At 61.6% G+C, this 17848-nt stretch carries 12 protein-coding genes; 9 read left to right on the top strand and 3 right to left on the bottom strand.

The window, feature by feature from the left end; genetic code table 11:
* Nucleotides 1-285: 285 nt before the first annotated feature.
* Together aceF and aceE are read right to left on the bottom strand one after the other, a co-directional pair.
* The gene (gene aceF, locus AC19YY_RS10265) at nt 286-1929 is read right to left on the bottom strand and encodes a dihydrolipoyllysine-residue acetyltransferase (protein ID WP_170058109.1); all 1644 of its coding nucleotides are present in this window, start codon (nt 1927-1929) and stop codon (nt 286-288) included.
* A gap of 11 nt (nt 1930-1940) precedes the next feature.
* Nucleotides 1941-4586 (bottom strand): pyruvate dehydrogenase (acetyl-transferring), homodimeric type, encoded by a 2646-nt coding sequence (gene aceE / locus AC19YY_RS10260; RefSeq protein ID WP_169952306.1) that lies wholly within the window; start codon nt 4584-4586, stop codon nt 1941-1943.
* A 383-nt stretch (nt 4587-4969) separates the two neighbouring features.
* Between aceE and glnE the strand changes: the two genes are divergently transcribed.
* The 9 genes from glnE (at nt 4970) to AC19YY_RS10215 (ending at nt 15587) form a co-directional block, all read left to right on the top strand.
* Complete coding sequence (gene glnE, locus AC19YY_RS10255) at nt 4970-7909, top strand: bifunctional [glutamate--ammonia ligase]-adenylyl-L-tyrosine phosphorylase/[glutamate--ammonia-ligase] adenylyltransferase (RefSeq protein WP_500604138.1); 2940 nt, start codon at nt 4970-4972, stop codon at nt 7907-7909.
* 198 nt (nt 7910-8107) lie between these two features.
* Nucleotides 8108-9142, top strand: a complete 1035-nt coding sequence (waaF, locus tag AC19YY_RS10250; RefSeq protein WP_169952302.1) for a lipopolysaccharide heptosyltransferase II — start codon at nt 8108-8110, stop codon at nt 9140-9142.
* A 1-nt stretch (nt 9143) separates the two neighbouring features.
* Nucleotides 9144-10205, top strand: a complete 1062-nt coding sequence (gene waaC, locus AC19YY_RS10245) for a lipopolysaccharide heptosyltransferase I (protein WP_170042415.1) — start codon at nt 9144-9146, stop codon at nt 10203-10205.
* On the top strand, nt 10205-11326 hold the full coding sequence (locus tag AC19YY_RS10240; protein WP_170042417.1) for a glycosyltransferase family 4 protein: 1122 nt from the start codon (nt 10205-10207) through the stop codon (nt 11324-11326). Before waaC ends, AC19YY_RS10240 begins: the two co-directional genes overlap by 1 nt.
* Complete coding sequence (gene rfaP / locus AC19YY_RS10235) at nt 11326-12132, top strand: lipopolysaccharide core heptose(I) kinase RfaP (protein WP_500604137.1); 807 nt, start codon at nt 11326-11328, stop codon at nt 12130-12132. Before AC19YY_RS10240 ends, rfaP begins: the two co-directional genes overlap by 1 nt.
* On the top strand, nt 12132-12866 hold the full coding sequence (locus AC19YY_RS10230) for a lipopolysaccharide kinase InaA family protein (RefSeq protein WP_169952295.1): 735 nt from the start codon (nt 12132-12134) through the stop codon (nt 12864-12866). Before rfaP ends, AC19YY_RS10230 begins: the two co-directional genes overlap by 1 nt.
* A complete protein-coding gene (locus tag AC19YY_RS10225) occupies nt 12863-13615 on the top strand; it encodes a lipopolysaccharide kinase InaA family protein (RefSeq protein WP_169952293.1) in 753 nt (250 codons plus the stop codon). Before AC19YY_RS10230 ends, AC19YY_RS10225 begins: the two co-directional genes overlap by 4 nt.
* Nucleotides 13615-15066: a lipopolysaccharide kinase InaA family protein gene (locus AC19YY_RS10220; RefSeq protein WP_500604136.1), complete on the top strand. Its 1452-nt coding sequence runs from the start codon at nt 13615-13617 to the stop codon at nt 15064-15066. The genes AC19YY_RS10225 and AC19YY_RS10220 overlap by 1 nt, the downstream gene beginning before the upstream one ends.
* Nucleotides 15067-15275: 209 nt before the next feature.
* Nucleotides 15276-15587, top strand: coding sequence for a hypothetical protein (locus AC19YY_RS10215; RefSeq protein ID WP_170042423.1), 312 nt, complete (start codon nt 15276-15278; stop codon nt 15585-15587).
* Between the two features lie 151 nt (nt 15588-15738).
* Here AC19YY_RS10215 and AC19YY_RS10210 read toward each other — a convergent pair whose 3' ends face one another.
* The gene (locus tag AC19YY_RS10210) at nt 15739-17835 is read right to left on the bottom strand and encodes a TonB-dependent receptor family protein (RefSeq protein ID WP_500604135.1); all 2097 of its coding nucleotides are present in this window, start codon (nt 17833-17835) and stop codon (nt 15739-15741) included.
* Nucleotides 17836-17848 lie beyond the last annotated feature (13 nt).

Here is a 17848-nt window from a genome sequence, read left to right as displayed (position 1 = left end):
ATCGCGCCGGGCTATCGCCCTCTTTGCTGCTGTCTGCGGCAAGGTTGCATCATGCAGCGCGGACTGACAAGAGAGGATGAAGGCTAAGTGCTATAAGTGGGTTATCGGCCGCAGGGCGGTTTTCTACAGTCGGCCTGATAGATGGTCTGTCGATTCCCTGTAGGAGCCGGCTCCTGCAAACCACAGGCAAAAAAAGCCCCGCCAAATTGGCGGGGTTGAGGTACGAGCGTGGCGCTCGGAAATCGTTGCAACCAGCCTCCCCGGTGAAGGGGAGGCTGCTGCGGCTTACAGCAGGATGGTGCGGATGTCGTTGAGCAACTGGCTCAGGCGCTGGGTGAAGCGTGCAGCGGCCGCGCCATTGATCACACGGTGATCGTAGGACAGCGACAGTGGCAGCATCAGCTTCGGCTGGAAGGCCTTGCCGTCCCACACAGGCTGGATGGTGGCCTTGGAAACACCAAGGATCGCTACTTCCGGCGCGTTGACGATTGGCGTGAAGCCAGTACCGCCAATGTGCCCGAGGCTGGAGATGGTGAAGCAGGCGCCTTGCATGTCGTCCGGAGTCAGCTTCTTGTCGCGGGCCTTGGCAGCCAGTGCAGCCGCTTCGCCAGCCAGTTGCAGCAGGCTCTTCTGGTCGACGTTCTTGATGACCGGTACCAGCAGGCCATCCGGGGTGTCGACCGCGAAGCCGATGTGCACGTATTTCTTGCGAATGATCGCCTTGCCGCTTGGTGCCAGCGAACTGTTGAAGTCCGGCAGTTCCTTGAGCAGGTGCGCGCAGGCCTTGAGCAGCAGTGGCAGCACGGTCAGTTTCACGCCGGCCTTTTCGGCCACGGCTTTCTGCGCAACGCGGAAAGCTTCCAGGTCGGTAATGTCGGCCTGGTCGAACTGGGTCACGTGCGGAATGTTCAGCCAACTGGCGTGCAGACCGGCAGCGCCGATTTGCATCAGGCGCGTCATCGGCACTTCTTCGATTTCGCCGAAGCGGCTGAAGTCTACGGTGCGGATCGGCGGAATGCCCGAGCCACCGGTAGCAGCGCCGGCAGCCGGAGCTTCCTTGGCCTTCTGCATCATGGATTTGACGTAGACCTGCACGTCTTCCTTGAGCACACGACCGTGTGGGCCGGTAGGGCTGACAGCGCTCAGCTCGACGCCGAACTCACGGGCCAGTTGACGCACGGCAGGGCCGGCGTGAGCCTTGGCACCACTTGGCGCTGGGGCAGCCGCCGGGGCCGGTGCGGCCTCGGCTTTTGCCGCAGGAGCCGGGGCGGCGGCAGCCGGTGCAGCTTCAGCCTTGGCAGCAGGAGCAGCGGCCGGCGCCGGGGCAGCAGCAGGCGCAGCGCCTTGTACTTTCAGCTTGAGGATGAAGTCGCCAGTGCCGACTTCGTCTTCGAGCTTGACCGCGATGCTTTCCACGACGCCGGCAGCCGGCGATGGGATTTCCATGGAGGCCTTGTCGGACTCCAGGGTGATCAGCGACTGGTCGGCTTCGACAGTGTCGCCGACCTTGACCAGCAGCTCGATGATCTTGGCCTTGCCCGACGAACCGATGTCCGGGACGTGAATGTCCTGGACAGTCGCCGCCGCCGGTGCAGCGGCCGGGGCCGCAGGGGCCTCGGCAGCCGCCGCTGGCTTTTCAGCCTGCACCGGTGCAGCAGCGGCAGCAGGCGCCGCCGCCGGGGCCGCATCAGCGGCACCTTCGATTTCCAGCTCCAGCAGTTCGTCGCCTTCTTTCAGGCGGTCGCCCAGCTTCACTTTCAGGCTCTTGACCACGCCAGCCTTGGGAGCAGGGATTTCCATGCTCGCCTTGTCCGACTCCAGGGTCAGGATGCTCTGGTCGGCTTCGACGGTGTCGCCGACCTTTACAAACAGCTCGATTACTTCACCTTCACCGCTGCCGATGTCAGGTACGCGAATGAGTTCGCTCACAAAAAATCTCCTCAGCAGTCCAGTGGGTTGCGTTTTTCCGGGTTGATCCCGAACTTGACGATAGCGTCTGCTACCACCTTGGGTTCGATTTCACCACGGTCAGCCAAGGCTTCCAGGGCTGCCAACACCACGAAGTGACGGTCGACCTCGAAGAAGTGACGCAGCTTCTTGCGGCTGTCACTGCGGCCGAAACCGTCGGTGCCCAGGACTTTGAATTCCTTGGACGGGACCCACTGGCGAATTTGTTCAGCAAACAGTTTCATGTAGTCGGTAGAGGCGATGACTGGACCTTTACGGCCGGTCAGGCACTCTTCGACGTAGCTGCGCGCAGGCTTCTGGCCTGGGTGTAGGCGGTTGCTGCGTTCCACGGCCAGGCCGTCGCGACGCAGTTCGTTGAAGCTGGTAACGCTCCATACGTCAGCACCGACGTTGAACTCTTCACGCAGGATCTTCGCCGCTTCACGCACTTCGCGCAGGATGGTGCCGGAGCCCATCAGCTGTACGTGGTGTGCCGCTTCCTTGGTGTCTTCTTCGAGCAGGTACATGCCCTTGATGATGCCTTCTTCAACACCGGCCGGCATGGCTGGTTGCTGGTAGGACTCGTTCATCACGGTGATGTAGTAGAAAACGTCCTGCTGCTCTTCGGTCATCTTCTTCATGCCGTCCTGGATGATCACCGCCAGCTCGTAGCCGTAGGTTGGATCAAAGGTGCGGCAGTTCGGGATGGTGGCAGCCAGGATGTGGCTGTGACCGTCTTCGTGTTGCAGGCCTTCGCCGTTCAGCGTGGTCCGCCCGGCAGTACCGCCGATCAGGAAGCCACGGGTACGGCTGTCGCCTGCTGCCCAGGCCAGGTCGCCAATACGCTGGAAGCCGAACATCGAGTAGAAGATGTAGAACGGCAGCATCGGCTGGTTGTGGCTGGAGTACGAAGTACCGGCAGCGATGAAGGAGCTCATGGCGCCCGCTTCGTTGATACCTTCTTCGAGGATCTGGCCCTTCTTGTCTTCCTTGTAGAACATCACCTGGTCTTTATCGACTGGCTCGTAGAGCTGGCCGACGGAGGAGTAGATGCCCAACTGGCGGAACATGCCTTCCATACCGAAGGTACGGGCTTCGTCCGGGATGATCGGGACGATGCGCGGGCCGATTTCCTTGTCCTTGACCAACTGCGCGAGGATCCGCACGAAAGCCATGGTGGTGGAGATTTCACGGTCGCCCGAGCCGTCCAGGATAGCCTTGAGGGTATCGAGTGGTGGCGTCGGTACGCTGAAGCTCTGGGCGCGGCGCTGTGGCACGAAACCGCCCAGTGCAGTGCGACGCTCGCTGAGGTAGCGGGCTTCGGCGCTGTTTGGCTCGGGCTTGAAGAACGGCAGGTTCTCCAGCTCTTCGTCCTTGACCGGGATGTCGAAGCGGTCGCGGAACAACTTCAGGCTGTCGACGTCGACTTTCTTGGTGTTGTGCGCAGTGTTCTTCGCTTCGCCGGCACCAGTGCCATAACCCTTGATGGTCTTGGCCAGGATGACGGTCGGTTGTTCTTTGTGGTTGACCGCTTCGTGGTATGCCGCGTAGACCTTGTACGGGTCGTGGCCGCCACGGTTGAGTTTCCAGATCTCGTCGTCGGACAGGTCGGCAACCATCGCCTTGAGTTCAGGCGTGTTGAAGAAGTGTTCACGTACGAACGCGCCGTCTTTGGCCTTGTAGTTCTGGTACTCGCCGTCGATGACTTCGTCCATGCGGCGTTGCAGGATGCCGTCGACGTCCTTGGCCAGCAGTGGGTCCCAGAAACGGCCCCAGATGACTTTGGTCACGTTCCATTGGGCACCGCGGAACACGCCTTCGAGTTCCTGGATGATCTTGCCGTTGCCGCGAACCGGGCCGTCGAGGCGCTGCAGGTTGCAGTTGATGACGAAGATCAGGTTGTCCAGCTTCTCGCGGCCAGCCAGGGAGATGGCACCCAGGGATTCTGGCTCGTCGCACTCGCCGTCGCCCAGGAAGCACCAGACTTTCTGCTTGCCTTCGGGGATGAAGCCACGGGCTTCCAGGTACTTCATGAAGCGTGCCTGGTAGATCGCCTGGATCGGGCCCAGGCCCATGGATACAGTCGGGAACTGCCAGAAATCAGGCATCAGCCAAGGGTGCGGGTACGACGACAGGCCGCCACCGTCGACTTCCTGGCGGAAGTTGTTCATCTGGTCTTCGGTGATGCGACCTTCCATGAACGCACGGGCGTAGACGCCTGGCGAGGTGTGGCCCTGGAAGTAGATCAGGTCGCCGCCGTGTTCTTCGGTCGGGGCCTGGAAGAAGTAGTTGAAGCCGATGTCATACAGGGTTGCGCTGGAAGCGAAGCTGGAGATGTGACCGCCCAGGTCAGAATCTTTCAAGTTCGTGCGCATAACCATCGCCATCGCGTTCCAGCGTACCAGCGAGCGAATGCGGCGTTCCATGAACAGGTCGCCAGGCATGCGTGCTTCGTGGGTAACGGGGATGGTGTTGCGGTATGGCGTGGTGATGGCGTAGGGCAGTTGCGAGCCGCTGCGGGTCGCGAGTTCGCCCATACGGGTCATCAGGTAATGCGCACGGTCTTCGCCTTCTTTGTCGAGAACCGATTCCAGGGCGTCCAGCCATTCCTGGGTTTCGACGGGATCGAGGTCTTGCATGGCTTGCTCCAGGGCGGAAAGGCTACCAGAATCGGTTGCCTGAAGTTTGCGACTGGCCTTGTGGGCAGACGACATAAATTCTTGGATGGCCGAAGGTTGCTTCGGCGTCCTGTAGTTTTACTACAAATCGTCGGCCATTTCAGCCTTTCGAATGTATATACGAGTAGTAAAACTACACAAGACTGAGCGTATGGCTCGGTCTGGCTGGTGAGCATAATCGTTATTGTTGATCTTTTGCGAACAAGAAAAGGTAGAAGTTTAATGTTGCCTGCCAAAATTAAAGAATTTTCAGCTATTTCTAACCTTTGTTCGACAGTCCTTCATCGAGCGTGGTTCTTGCGTTCACAGCTACAAGTCATTTACGCGCCGATCAAGGATAGACCATGAGCCTTCCAATGCTGGTTGAACTCCCAGCCATTCTGTTGCCATTTGCCAGCCGGGCCGAGCAGTCATTTCGTGACGCGGTGGCCATGCTGGATGCCGATCATGGCCTGTCTGCGTGGACGCCGCAACGTTGGGCCGACTTCGCCCGGGTGTGCGCCGCCAGTGACTTTGTGATTGAACAGAGTGTTCGTGACCCTTTGATGTTGCTTGAGCTGGTGGCCTGGGGCGAGCTGGATCGGGGCTTTGCGCCCGATGAGCTGTGTGGGCAGATTGCCGCAGCCGTGCAACAGGCGCAAACAGAAGACGAACTGGGTCGCGTGCTGCGCCGCCAGCGCACCCGCCAGCAAGTGCGCATCATCTGGCGCGACCTGACCCGACAGGCGGACCTGGTGCAGACCTGCCGCGACCTGTCGGACATGGCCGACGCCAGCATCGACCAGGCTTACCAGTGGCTGTACCAGCGCCACTGCGCGCAATTCGGCACGCCCACCGGCGGGCGTAGCGGCGAGCCGCAGCAGATGGTCATCCTCGGCATGGGCAAGCTGGGCGCGGTGGAGTTGAACCTGTCGTCGGACATCGACTTGATCTTTGCCTACCCCGAGGGCGGCGAGACCGTGGGGGCCAAGCGTGCCCTGGACAACCAGGAATTCTTCATCCGCCTGGGCCAGAAATTGATCAAGGCCCTGGACCCGATGACCGTCGACGGCTTTGTGTTCCGGGTCGACATGCGCCTGCGGCCCTACGGTTCCGCCGGGGCGCTGGTGCTGAGTTTCAATGCCTTGGAGCAGTACTACCAGGATCAGGGCCGCGACTGGGAACGCTACGCGATGATCAAGGCGCGGGTGGTGGCCGGCGACCAGGTGGCCGGCGCGCAATTGCTCGACCTGTTGCGCCCGTTCGTCTATCGACGCTACCTGGACTTTTCTGCGATCGAAGCGCTGCGCACCATGAAGCAGTTGATCCAGCAGGAAGTGCGGCGCAAGGGCATGGCCGACAACATCAAGCTGGGCGCGGGCGGCATCCGTGAGGTGGAATTTATCGCCCAGGCGTTCCAGCTGATTCACGGCGGCCGCGACCTGAGCCTGCAACAGCGGCCTTTGCTGAAGGTGCTGGGCACCCTGGAAGGCCAGGGCTACCTGCCGCCGGCGGTGATTGCCGAGTTGCGCAGCGGCTATGAGTTCCTGCGCTACACCGAACATGCGATCCAGGCCATCGCCGACCGCCAGACCCAGATGTTGCCCCACAGTGATGAAGACCAGGCGCGGATCGCGTTCATGCTGGGCTTTGCCGACTGGACCGCGTTCCACGGGCAGTTGATGTACTGGCGTGGCCGGGTGGATTGGCATTTCCGCCAGGTGATCGCTGATCCGGACGAAGAGGAGGGGGTGGAAAGCGAATTGGTGGTCGGCGGCGAGTGGCTGCCCTTGTGGGAAGAATCCCAAAATGAGGAGGCCGCCTGTCGCCAATTGGCCGAAGGCGGCTTTGCCGATGCGCCCAAGGCCCTGAAAGCCCTGGCCAGCCTGCGCGGCAGCCCGCAACTGCGGGCGATGCAGCGCCTGGGACGTGAGCGCCTGGATGCGTTTATCCCGCGCCTGCTGGCCCAGGCCGTCGAACACGCCAACCCGGACCTGGTGCTGGAGCGCGTACTGCCGCTGGTAGAAGCTGTCGCGCGGCGTTCTGCGTATCTGGTGCTGTTGACGGAAAACCCTGACGCCCTGCGTCGGCTGTTGACCCTGTGCGCGGCCAGCCCGTGGATTGCCGAGCAGATCACCCGCTTCCCGCTGCTGCTGGACGAACTGCTCAACGAAGGCCGCCTGTTCAAGCCGCCCTTGGCGCCGGAACTGGCCGCCGAACTGCGCGAGCGCCTCACGCGTATCCCCGAAGATGACCTTGAGCAGCAGATGGAAGCCCTGCGCCACTTCAAGTTGGCGCACCGCCTGCGTGTCGCCGCTTCGGAAATCGCCGGCAGCCTGCCGCTGATGAAGGTCAGCGATTACCTGACCTGGCTCGCCGAGGCCATTCTGGAGCAGGTGCTGGCCCTGGCCTGGCGCCAGACCGTGGCGCGCCACGGCACGCCGCAACGCCTGGACGGCACCCTGTGCGACCCCGGATTCATTATTGTCGGCTATGGCAAGGTCGGCGGGATCGAGCTGGGGCATGGCTCGGACCTGGACCTGGTGTTTATCCACGACGGTGACCCGCAGGCCGAAACCGACGGCGACAAGCCGATCGATGGCGCGCAGTTCTTTACTCGCCTGGGCCAGCGCATCATTCACCTGCTGACCACCCAGACCAACTCCGGGCAATTGTACGAAGTGGACATGCGCCTGCGACCTTCTGGCGCATCCGGGCTGCTGGTCAGCTCCCTGGGGGCTTTTGCCCGTTATCAGGAAAACGAGGCCTGGACCTGGGAACATCAAGCCCTGGTGCGGGCGCGGGTGCTGGTCGGCAGCCAGGACGTGGGCCGCGCGTTTGAAGGCGTGCGTGCGCAGGTATTGGGCCGCACGCAGGACCTGGCGAAGCTGCGCCAGGAGGTCAGCGAGATGCGTGCCAAGATGCGCGATAACCTGGGCACCAAGTCGACCGGGGCCGGCACGGCGGCGAACGCCTTCGAGCCCACGGCGCTGTTCGATCTCAAGCAGGACGCCGGAGGTATCGTCGATATTGAATTTATGGTGCAATACGCCGCTTTGGCGTGGTCTGCGCAGCATCCATCATTACTGCGCTACACCGACAATATCCGCATCCTGGAAGGCTTGGAGCAGGTCGGGCTGATGCCCGCCGCCGATGCCCACCTGTTGCGTGAGGTGTATAAGGCCTACCGCTCGGCGGCTCATCGCCAGGCCTTGCAGAACGAGGCGGGGGTGGTTGCCGGGGATCAGTTTGCTGACGAACGGCGCCAGGTGAAACGGATCTGGCAAGAACTGGGGTTAAGCTAAAACACTACAGCGACCCCAATTGAATGTGGAGACCGGCTTTATGTGGGAGCGGGCTTGCCCGCGATGCAGGCGCTGCGGTCTGGCTGACAGCACGCGGTGATGCTATCGCGGGCAAGCACGCTCCCCCACACACCGTGACCTACAGTAATTATCGAGGCGGGGAGGCATGAGCCTCCCCGAATCGTTTGTGGAAACTACATGAATATTCTGATCGTTGGGCCCAGTTGGGTCGGTGACATGGTGATGGCGCAGACACTGTTCCAGTGCCTGAAACAGCGTCATCCCGACTGCCAAATCGACGTGCTCGCCCCCGAGTGGAGCCGGCCGATCCTGGAGCGCATGCCCGAAGTACGGCAGGCCTTGAGCTTCCCGCTCGGCCATGGCGCGCTGGAACTGGCGACCCGGCGGCGGATCGGCAAGTCCCTGGCCGGCCAGTACGACCAGGCGATCCTGCTGCCCAACTCGATGAAGTCGGCCCTGGTGCCGTTCTTCGCCGGCATCCCCAAGCGTACCGGCTGGCGCGGCGAGTTCCGTTATGGCCTGCTCAACGACGTGCGCAAGCTCGACAAGGCCCGCTACCCGCTGATGATCGAGCGCTTCATGGCCCTGGCCTATGCGGCCAATGCCGAGCTGCCGACACCGTATCCACGGCCGAGCCTGCAAATCGACCCGGTCACCCGCGATGCAGCCCTGGCCAAGTTCGGCCTGAGCCTCGACCGCCCGGTGCTGGCACTGTGCCCAGGCGCCGAGTTTGGTGAGTCCAAGCGCTGGCCGTCGGAGCATTATGCGAAGGTTGCCGAGCTGAAAATCCGCGAAGGCTGGCAAGTCTGGCTGTTTGGCTCGAAAAACGATCATTCGGTGGGCGAGGACATCCGCCAGCGCCTGATCCCCGGCCTGCGCGAAGAAGCGGTCAACCTCAGTGGCGATACGTCCCTGGCCGAGGCGATCGACCTGCTGTCCTGCGCCGACTCGGTGGTGTCCAACGACTCTGGCCTGATGCACGTGGCCGCCGCGCTGAACCGCCCGCTGGTGGCGGTGTACGGTTCCACCTCGCCAGGCTTCACGCCGCCGTTGGCCGACAAGGTCGAGGTGGTGCGCCTGGGCCTGGAGTGCAGCCCGTGCTTTGACCGCACCTGCCGTTTCGGCCACTACAACTGCCTGCGCCAGTTGCTGCCCGACTCGGTAGCCCAAGCCTTGCAGCGCTTGCAGGGCAACGTGGTCGAGGTTCACTGAGTTGCGGGTACTGGTAATCAAGACCTCATCCCTGGGCGATGTGATCCACGCCTTGCCGGCATTGACCGACGCGGCCCGGGCGATCCCGGGGATTCGTTTCGACTGGGTGGTGGAAGAAGGCTTCGCCGAAATCCCCACCTGGCATCCGGCGGTGGACAAGGTGATCCCAGTGGCGATTCGCCGCTGGCGCAAGAACCTCTGGCAGACCTTCAAGAGTGGCGAGTGGCGCCGCTTCAAGAAGCAGGTCCAATCGACCAAGTACGACCTGGTGATCGACGCCCAGGGCCTGCTGAAAAGCGCCTGGCTGACCCGCTATGTGCGGGCGCCGGTGGCGGGCTTTGACCAACATTCAGCCCGCGAACCCATCGCCGCGCGCTTCTATTCCCGGCGCCTGGCGGTTGCGCGTGGGCAGCATGCGGTGGAGCGCCTGCGCCAGTTGTTCGCCGTGGCCCTGGGCTATGACCTGCCCAAAGGCCTGGGGGATTACGGCCTGAGCACCGAAAAACTGCTCGGCCTGCCGCCGAAGAAGCCCTTTGTGCTGCTGCTGCACGGCACCACCTGGGACACGAAGCACTGGCCCGAAGCCTATTGGCGCGACCTGGCCGAACGCATGGGCAGCCTGGGGGTGGACGTGAAGTTGCCATGGGGCAATGCCGCCGAAAAAGCCCGCGCCGAGCGCCTGGCCCAAGGCCTGGCCAACGCCGAGGTGCTGCCCAAGCTGAACCTGGCCGGTGTGGCGCGGGTACTGGCCGGCGCCAGGGCCTGTGTGGCGGTGGATACCGGCCTCGGGCACCTGGCCGCCGCGCTGGATGTGCCGACAATTTCCCTGTTCGGCCCGACCAATCCGGGCCTGACCGGTGCCTACGGCAAGGCGCAGATCCATCTGGGCAGCGATTTCCCCTGCGCGCCCTGCCTGCAAAAGAAATGCACCTACCAACCGACCGCCGAAGACCAGCGCCGGTTTGATCTCAAGCGCGAGTGGCCGTTGTGCTTCACTCGCCTGAACCCTGAGCGTGTGGCCAGCCGACTGAGCACGTTGTTATTGGCTGAGGAGCTGCACTAATGCAACTGGCATTTGTACTGTACAAATATTTCCCCTTTGGTGGCTTGCAGCGCGATTTCATGCGCATCGCCCTGGAGTGCCAGCAGCGCGGCCACCAGATCCGTGTCTACACCCTGATCTGGGAAGGCGACGTGCCCCAAGGTTTTGAAGTGCTGGTGGCGCCGGTCAAGGCGTTCTTCAACCATCGGCGCAACGAGAAGTTGACCGCCTGGATGCAGGCCGACCTGGCCAAGCGCCCGGTGGACCGCTTGATCGGCTTCAACAAAATGCCCGGCCTGGATGTGTACTACGCGGCAGACGGCTGTTTTGAAGACAAGGCGCAAAACCTGCGGCACTCGCTGTATCGCAGCTTCGGCCGCTACCGGCACTTTGCCGAGTACGAGCGCGCGGTGTTTGCCAAGGACGCCAAGACCCAAGTGCTGATGATCTCCGAGGTCCAGCAGCCGCTGTTTATCAAGCACTACGACACGCCGCTGGCGCGCTTCCACCTGCTGCCGCCGGGTATCGCCCAGGACCGTCGGGCGCCGCCGAATGCGGCCGAGATCCGCGCAGGCTTTCGCGCCGAATTCAACCTTGCGCACGATGACTTGCTGCTGGTGCAGATCGGCTCGGGTTTCAAGACCAAGGGCGTGGATCGCAGCCTCAAGGCACTGGCCGCACTGCCGCCAGACCTGAAAAAGCGCACCCGTCTGTTTGTAATTGGCCAGGACGACCCCAAAGTATTCCAATTGCAGAGTGCTACCCTTGGCCTGGGCGACAATGTGCAGTTCCTCAAGGGGCGCAGCGATATCCCGCGTTTTTTGCTGGGCGCCGACCTGTTGATTCACCCGGCGTACAACGAAAACACCGGGACCGTGCTGCTCGAAGCCCTGGTGGCCGGGTTGCCGGTATTGGTCACGGCGGTGTGTGGTTATGCCCATTACATCAGCGAGGCCGATTGCGGGCGTGTGCTGGACGAGCCTTTCGAGCAGGCCCAGCTCAACCAGTACCTGGCCGGGATGCTCAGTGATCAGCAGCAACGTGCGGCCTGGAGCCGCAATGGTCTGGCCTTCGCCGAGACGGCCGACCTCTATAGCATGCCGCAGCACGCTGCGGATGTAATTCTGGCGGAGCAACACTGATGAAGTTGATTCTTGCCGAACCGTTCAAGAGCCTTTGGGCCGGGCGCGATGCGTTCGCCGAAGTCGAGCTGTTGGAGGGTGAGGTTTACCGTGAACTGGAAGCCCGTCGCACCTTGCGCACCGAGGTGGATGGGCGCGGCTACTTTGTGAAAATCCACCGTGGCATCGGCTGGGGTGAAATCTTCAAGAACCTGTTCACCGCCAAATTGCCGGTGCTGGGCGCCGGACAGGAGTGGCAGGCGATCCAGCGCCTGCACGAAGTGGGCGTCCCGACCATGACCGCCGTGGCCTACGGCGAACGTGGCGCCAACCCGGCCGACCAGCATTCCTTTATTGTCACCCAAGAGCTGGCGCCGACCATCAGCCTGGAAGACTTGAGCATGGACTGGCTCAAGCAGCCGCCCGAGCCGCGTCTCAAGCGCGCGCTGATTGCCGAAGTGGCGCGCATGACCGGGATGATGCATCGCGCCGGCGTCAACCATCGTGACTGCTACATCTGCCACTTCCTGCTGCACACCGACAAGCCGGTGACGGTCGATGACTTCAAGCTGTCGGTGATCGACCTGCACCGCGCCCAGGTGCGGCCGCGCATCAGTCAGCGCTGGCGCAACAAGGACCTGGCGGCCCTGTATTTTTCGATCCTGGATATCGGCCTGACCCGCCGCGACAAATTGCGCTTCCTCAAGGGCTACTTCCAGCAGCCCCTGCGCCAGATCCTGGCCGAGGAAGGCGCGTTGCTACAGTGGCTGGAGCGCAAGGCCAGCAAACTCTATGACCGTAAAATTCGCTACGGAGGCGCGCTCTGATGGCGGGTTGGAACCTGGAACCTGCTTACTCGGAGCTTGTGGACGATTTTGGTAGCCTCGACGCGGTGTTCGCCCTGCAAGGCGAGCGGCTGACCCGAGACCCACTGTCCGAAGTGATTCGCGTGGAGCGCGGCGGGGTCAACTACTACGTCAAGCGCTACACCGGCGCCGGCAAAGGCTTGCGGCGTTACCTGGGCAAGCCACGGGTCAAGTCCGAATGGCAGAACCTCAAGCGCTTCGCCAAGTGGGGCATCCCCACGGCCGAAGTGGTGGCCTGGGGCTTGGAGCGCAAGGGCCTGGCCTATGACCGTGGGGCGATGATCACCCGCGAGTTACCGCGCACTGAAGACCTGGCGGCCCTGGCCGAACGCAAGGACCCGCAATTGTCCGACCCGGTGTGGGTCGACAAGGTCAGCCGCCAGCTCGCCGAATACACCCGGACCATGCACGACCACCGGTTTACCCACAACGATTTGAAGTGGCGCAACCTGTTGATCGACGACCAGCAGACCCTGTACCTGATCGACTGCCCCAACGGCGACTTCTGGCGCGGCTTCTGGCTCAAATACCGGATCACCAAGGACTTGGCGTGCCTGGACAAGGTCGCCAAATACCACTTGTCGGCCACCCAGCGCCTACGCTTCTACATGCAATATCGTCGGCGCAAGCACCTGAACACATCGGATAAACAGCGGATCCGCCATGTGCTGAAGTTTTTCGAGGGACGCGAATGAATGACTTCCTGGCAACTGAAGACCGGGCCTTGCTGGAGCGCAATGGCCTGGCTGACTTCGATGCCCTATGGGCCAGGCAACTGGATGCAGTGGACGAGCCCAACACCAGTCGCGGCGGCTGGAGCAGTGTGTTCCGCCTGGAGCTGGAGGGCCGTGGCTTCTACCTCAAGCGCCAGAGCAACTACCTGACGCGCACCCTGCATCGGCCGTTTGGCGAGCCAACCTTTGCCCGCGAGTTTCGCAATATCAGCCGCTATCGGCAGAAGGCGATCCCAGCCTTGCAGGCCGCCTTTTATGGCGAGCGCAAAGTTGCCGGCGAATACCGCGCCTTGCTGCTGACCCGCGCGCTGGATGGCTGGAATGACCTGGATTCACTCCTGGAGCAGTGGCCGGCCCTGAGCGAAGCCCAGCACCACGCAATCCTCGTGGCCTGCGGCCAATTGGCGCGCAAGCTCCATGGTGTCGGCCAGGTGCATGGCTGTTTTTACCCCAAGCACATCTTCCTGCAGGCCACCGGCGACGGTTACGCGGCGCAGTTGATCGACCTGGAAAAAACCCGGCCGCTGTTGCTGGGCCGGCGTGATCGGGTCAAGGATCTGGAGCCGCTGCTGCGCCGTGCCGGGGCATGGACCGCAGAGCAGGTGCGGCAATTTCTGGCGGCTTACCTCGACCAGCCGGTCGACAGTTCGCTGGTGGATACCTGGGCAACTTACCTGGCGGGGCGCCGCAGTCACAAGGAGGCCCGCTGATGCGGCTGTCTGAACTCAAAAACGCCGGGCGCACCCCCGCGCTGCCGTTGAGTATTGAGTTGGCGGATGCAGCGGGCCCTGGGCAGTTGCAGCTGCTGAGCCTGTTGCGGGTGTTGCCCGGCCAGCGTTATGTGGGCGCGGCCATCTGGCGCGGCCGGCCGGTGCTGGCCAAGTTGCTGGTGGGTAGCAACGCCGCGCGACATTTCCAGCGCGAACTCCAGGGCGTGCGCCTGCTCGCCGAGCAAGGCCTCACTACCCCGCTGTTGCTCGCCGACGGCCTGCAAGACGGCGAGGGTGGCTGGCTGCTGTTCGAGTTTCTGGAAGGGGCCCAAAGCCTGGCCGACGCCTGGGCGGCAGTCGAAGCCTTGCCGCTCTTGGCCGATGAGCAACAGGCGGTACTGGCCCAAGCGCTGGGTGCGATTGCCCAGATGCACGCCAAGGGTTTGTGGCAGGAAGATCTGCACCTGGACAACCTGATGCGTCAGGCTGACAAGCTGTATTTGATCGACGGGGGGGGCATCTGCGTCGAGCAGGCGGGTAAACCCCTGTCACGCAACCGGGTGCTGGAAAACCTCGGGGTGTTTTTTGCCCAGTTACCGAGCGACCTCGAACCGTTTACCGAAGAATTACTGGTGCACTACCTGTTAAGCAACGGCGAGCACGCGTTGCCTCTGGAAGCCTTGCAAAAACAGGTGCGCAAAGTGCGCGCATGGCGCCTGAAAGACTTCATGGGCAAGATCGGCCGTGAGTGCACCTTGTTCAGCGTAGTGCGCGGGGCCTTTGGGCTGCGGGCGATCCGGCGTGAAGAAGAAGCCACCCTGCTGCCGGTGCTGGCAAACGTCGATAGGCTTATCGACCAGGGCCAAATGTACAAAGCCGGCGCCTCGGCCACGGTGGCCGGGGTTGATGCTGCAGGTCGAGCGCTGGTGATCAAACGCTACAACATCAAGGGTTTTGCCCACTGGCTCAGGCGCTTCTGGAGGCCCAGCCGCGCCTGGCACGCCTGGAGCGAAGGCAACCGCCTGACATTCCTGGGGATTGCCACACCCAAGCCCCTGGCGCTTCTGGAACGACGCTTTTTCTGGCTGCGCGGCCGGGCTTATCTGGTCACCGAGCACCTGTCCGGGCCCGACCTGATCGAGCACCTGGCCCCTTACGTGGACAGCGGCGAGGTGCCCGAGCCTGAACTGCTGGCCCTGGAGCGCCTGTTTGGCGAACTGATTCGCGAGCGGATCAGCCATGGCGACTTCAAGGGGCGCAACCTGTTCTGGCAGGGAGGGCGTTGGGTGCTGATTGATCTGGATTCGATGTGTCAGCATGGCTCGCTGAGCAGCTTCGCGCCGGCGTTTGCCAAGGACCGTGCGCGGTTTATGCGCAACTGGCCGGCTGATAGTGCTTTGTATCGCGTGATTGATCAGCGCTTGCCCAAGGTGAGCGCGTTAGCTAGGTGATCCGCGTGAGGCCGTCATAAGTCGTAGCGATTTTTTCAGGTCTGGGAAGTCACAGTGTTTTCGAAGGCAAGGGGCATTACTTAATATTTTGATTAAGTAGTGCTCTGGACATTGTTCGTTGGGGTTAATAGGTTGTATCGACGCGTGATAAAAATATCTTATATAGATGTTTATTGAGTGATCGAAATGTTAATTCCGGGAGTGTGCAAATGACTTCGATAACAGGTTTTCAACCGTTTTCTTTTTACAGTGATCTGGCCGGTAAAAATAAGCCGATAGATCCGGTGAATCCAACAAGTCCGATAGATAAAGTGCAGTCGGGTGTCCGCAATCCAAAGGACACAACCGCTGGTGATGACGCCGAATTTTTTAACGCCGATACCCAGGAATGGCAGCCAACCGCCTCTAATGGCAAAGGTGATGGTGGTCATGTGAACTTTGGTGATCCCTATCGAGAGCCCATAGATCATGAACTGGTTTACGGGGCTAATGGAGAGTGGCAATTAAAGGCTGATGGGTGATTGCTCAAAAGTTGAGTAGGTGTTTGCGTTTATAGTTCTTTATGATTTTGGTGGGTACTTTTCCAAAGTGTAGGGGCTGGGTTATAGGAAGTGTCTGTTATTAATGTGGGAACCAAATGGGCAATGTTATTTGCCCATTGGTTTTTATCACTCAAAAGCTGTACTGGGCTCCTGCGCCCGCATACCACGACCTGCCGGGCGCGGCTTCGTAATAACGATCGTTGCCATCGCCGACAATCACCGAACCGACGTACTGGCGATCCAGCAGGTTGTCCAGGCGCAGGGTCTGGTGAAAGGTCCAGTGTTCGACCTTCTGCTCAAAGCGTGCACGCCAGTTGAAAACGCTGTAAGCCGGAGCAGCATGCTTTTGGTTGGTGTCTTCGACATAGATCTTGCTGCGGTACATACCTTCGACGGCGGTACTCACCCAGTCCCTTGGTTTCCAGTTCAGTTCGGCAAAGAGCGTGGTCTGTGGGATGCCGGGTAGGTAGTTGCCCTTGTCCACGGTTTTGCCGCTGTTGCTGAAGTTGCTGTCGTAGGTGGCTTGCAGGCGGGTGTAGGCGAGGTTGGCGCTCCACTGTTCGCTCAGTTGGCTTTCGATACCCAGCTCAAAGCCACGGCGCAGGGTGCGGCCGGCGTTTTGGTAGCTGGTGCGTCCATCCTTCGATGCATTGACCACCAACTCATCTTCCGTAGTTATTTGGAATACGGCAGCGTTGACCCGCGTGCTGTTGTTCACCTGCGCCTTCAAGCCCACTTCATATTGAGTGCTTTCTGACGGCTTCAGGCCGAAGTTGAAGCCTTCGATGGCGCCCGGGGCGTAGGCCATTTCGGCCTGGGTCGGCGTTTCGAAGCCCTTGCCGGCGCTGACGTAGCCGTGCAGGTCTGGGGTGAAGGCGTACATCACGCTCATCGAGGGCGTGTTCTTCTGGTAGGTCTTATTGCCGCTGGCATCGCCGTTGCTCAGGAACTGGTCATCCACGTCCATTTCCATCGTGCTGTGGCGCAGCCCGGCTTGCAGGGTCCAGCGCTCGATGGCCCAGTTGGCTTGGATGTAAGGGTCGAGGCTGCGGGCGGTGTCGATTTCATTGCGGCGTAATTCGCCTTTCACGCCGAAGGTGATGCCGTTGTAGTTCTTGTAGCCGTGACGGCTGTCTTCGCTCTGGTCGAAGTCCAGGCCGGTGATGATCATCAATTCGCCCGGCACGCTGTCGATGGGCTGCATCCAGCGCACGCCACCGCCGTAGAACTTGCGGTCGAATTGCACCACGCCGCCGCCGCCAAGCTCATTTGTGGGTGTGCCCTTGGGAATCGACAAATACTGAATCACACTCCGCCGCCCGGTATAGGCATTCACCTGCAACGTCGCATCGCCAATGTACCGCTCGTAATTCATCCCCAGTTGCTGATGATCAATGCTCTTGCGCGTGTTGTACGCCAGGGCATTGCTGTTTACCGAACGCGGGTCGGCCTTGTAGCCTGCCCAGGTTTGCCCCAGCGGGTCTTGGGTGCCGTTTTGCTCCAGGCTGCTATAGATCAGGGCCAGCTTGCTGTCGTCATCGGGTTCGAGGTTGAGCTTGGCGAAGGTCTGGTCACGGCGGGCGCTGCTGTGGTCGCGGTAGCCGTCGGTGTCCATGCGCGAGGCATCGAGGACAAACCCGGCGCCCTGCACCGCACCTTCGGCGCTGAGGTGATTCTTGTTCAGGCCGTCGCTGCCAAACAGGGTTTCGGCGCCGATACGGGGCGGGCCTTCGCCATTGCGCGAGAACATCTGGATCACCCCGCCGGCGTTGCTGCCATACAGGGTGGCGGCCGGGCCGCGCAGTACTTCGATGCGGTCCGCTGTGTCGAGGTTGAAGGTGGCGGCCTGGCCCTGGCCATCCGGGGTGCTGGCGGGGATGCCATCGGCAATCAGCTTGATCCCGCGCACGCCAAACGCCGAGCGCGCGCCAAAGCCGCGGGAGGAAATCTGCAGGTCCTGGGCGTAGTTCTGGCGGTTCTGTACCACCAGCCCCGGCACGCGGGACAGGGCCTCCGAGGCATTGATACCCAACTGGCCGTCGCTGATCTGCTCACGGCTGATGCTGTCCACCGAGTAGGGCAGGTCGAAGCTGCGACTGGCGCTGCGCGAACCTGTCACCACGCTGGGGTCGAGGATCAGCAGGGCATCTTCGGCCAGGGCAGTTTGCTGCAGGCCCGGCAGGCTCTGGAGCAACATCGCAAAACACGTGGGGGCAACAACTTTCATGAGCAAACCAACT

The organism is Pseudomonas sp. MF09156, assembly GCF_059862305.1.
This window is presented reverse-complemented; position numbering and strand designations above follow the sequence as displayed.

Bases quoted from the DNA above. Each gene is read 5' to 3' on its own strand.
- AC19YY_RS10225 (WP_169952293.1), top strand. From the start codon at position 12,863: ATGAATGACTTCCTGGCAACTGAAGACCGGGCCTTGCTGGAGCGCAAT.
- glnE (WP_500604138.1), top strand. From the start codon at position 4,970: ATGAGCCTTCCAATGCTGGTTGAACTCCCAGCCATTCTGTTGCCATTT.
- aceE (WP_169952306.1), bottom strand. From the start codon at position 4,586: ATGCAAGACCTCGATCCCGTCGAAACCCAGGAATGGCTGGACGCCCTG.
- waaF (WP_169952302.1), top strand. From the start codon at position 8,108: ATGAATATTCTGATCGTTGGGCCCAGTTGGGTCGGTGACATGGTGATG.
- AC19YY_RS10240 (WP_170042417.1), top strand. From the start codon at position 10,205: ATGCAACTGGCATTTGTACTGTACAAATATTTCCCCTTTGGTGGCTTG.
- AC19YY_RS10220 (WP_500604136.1), top strand. From the start codon at position 13,615: ATGCGGCTGTCTGAACTCAAAAACGCCGGGCGCACCCCCGCGCTGCCG.
- AC19YY_RS10210 (WP_500604135.1), bottom strand. From the start codon at position 17,835: ATGAAAGTTGTTGCCCCCACGTGTTTTGCGATGTTGCTCCAGAGCCTG.
- rfaP (WP_500604137.1), top strand. From the start codon at position 11,326: ATGAAGTTGATTCTTGCCGAACCGTTCAAGAGCCTTTGGGCCGGGCGC.
- AC19YY_RS10230 (WP_169952295.1), top strand. From the start codon at position 12,132: ATGGCGGGTTGGAACCTGGAACCTGCTTACTCGGAGCTTGTGGACGAT.
- AC19YY_RS10215 (WP_170042423.1), top strand. From the start codon at position 15,276: ATGACTTCGATAACAGGTTTTCAACCGTTTTCTTTTTACAGTGATCTG.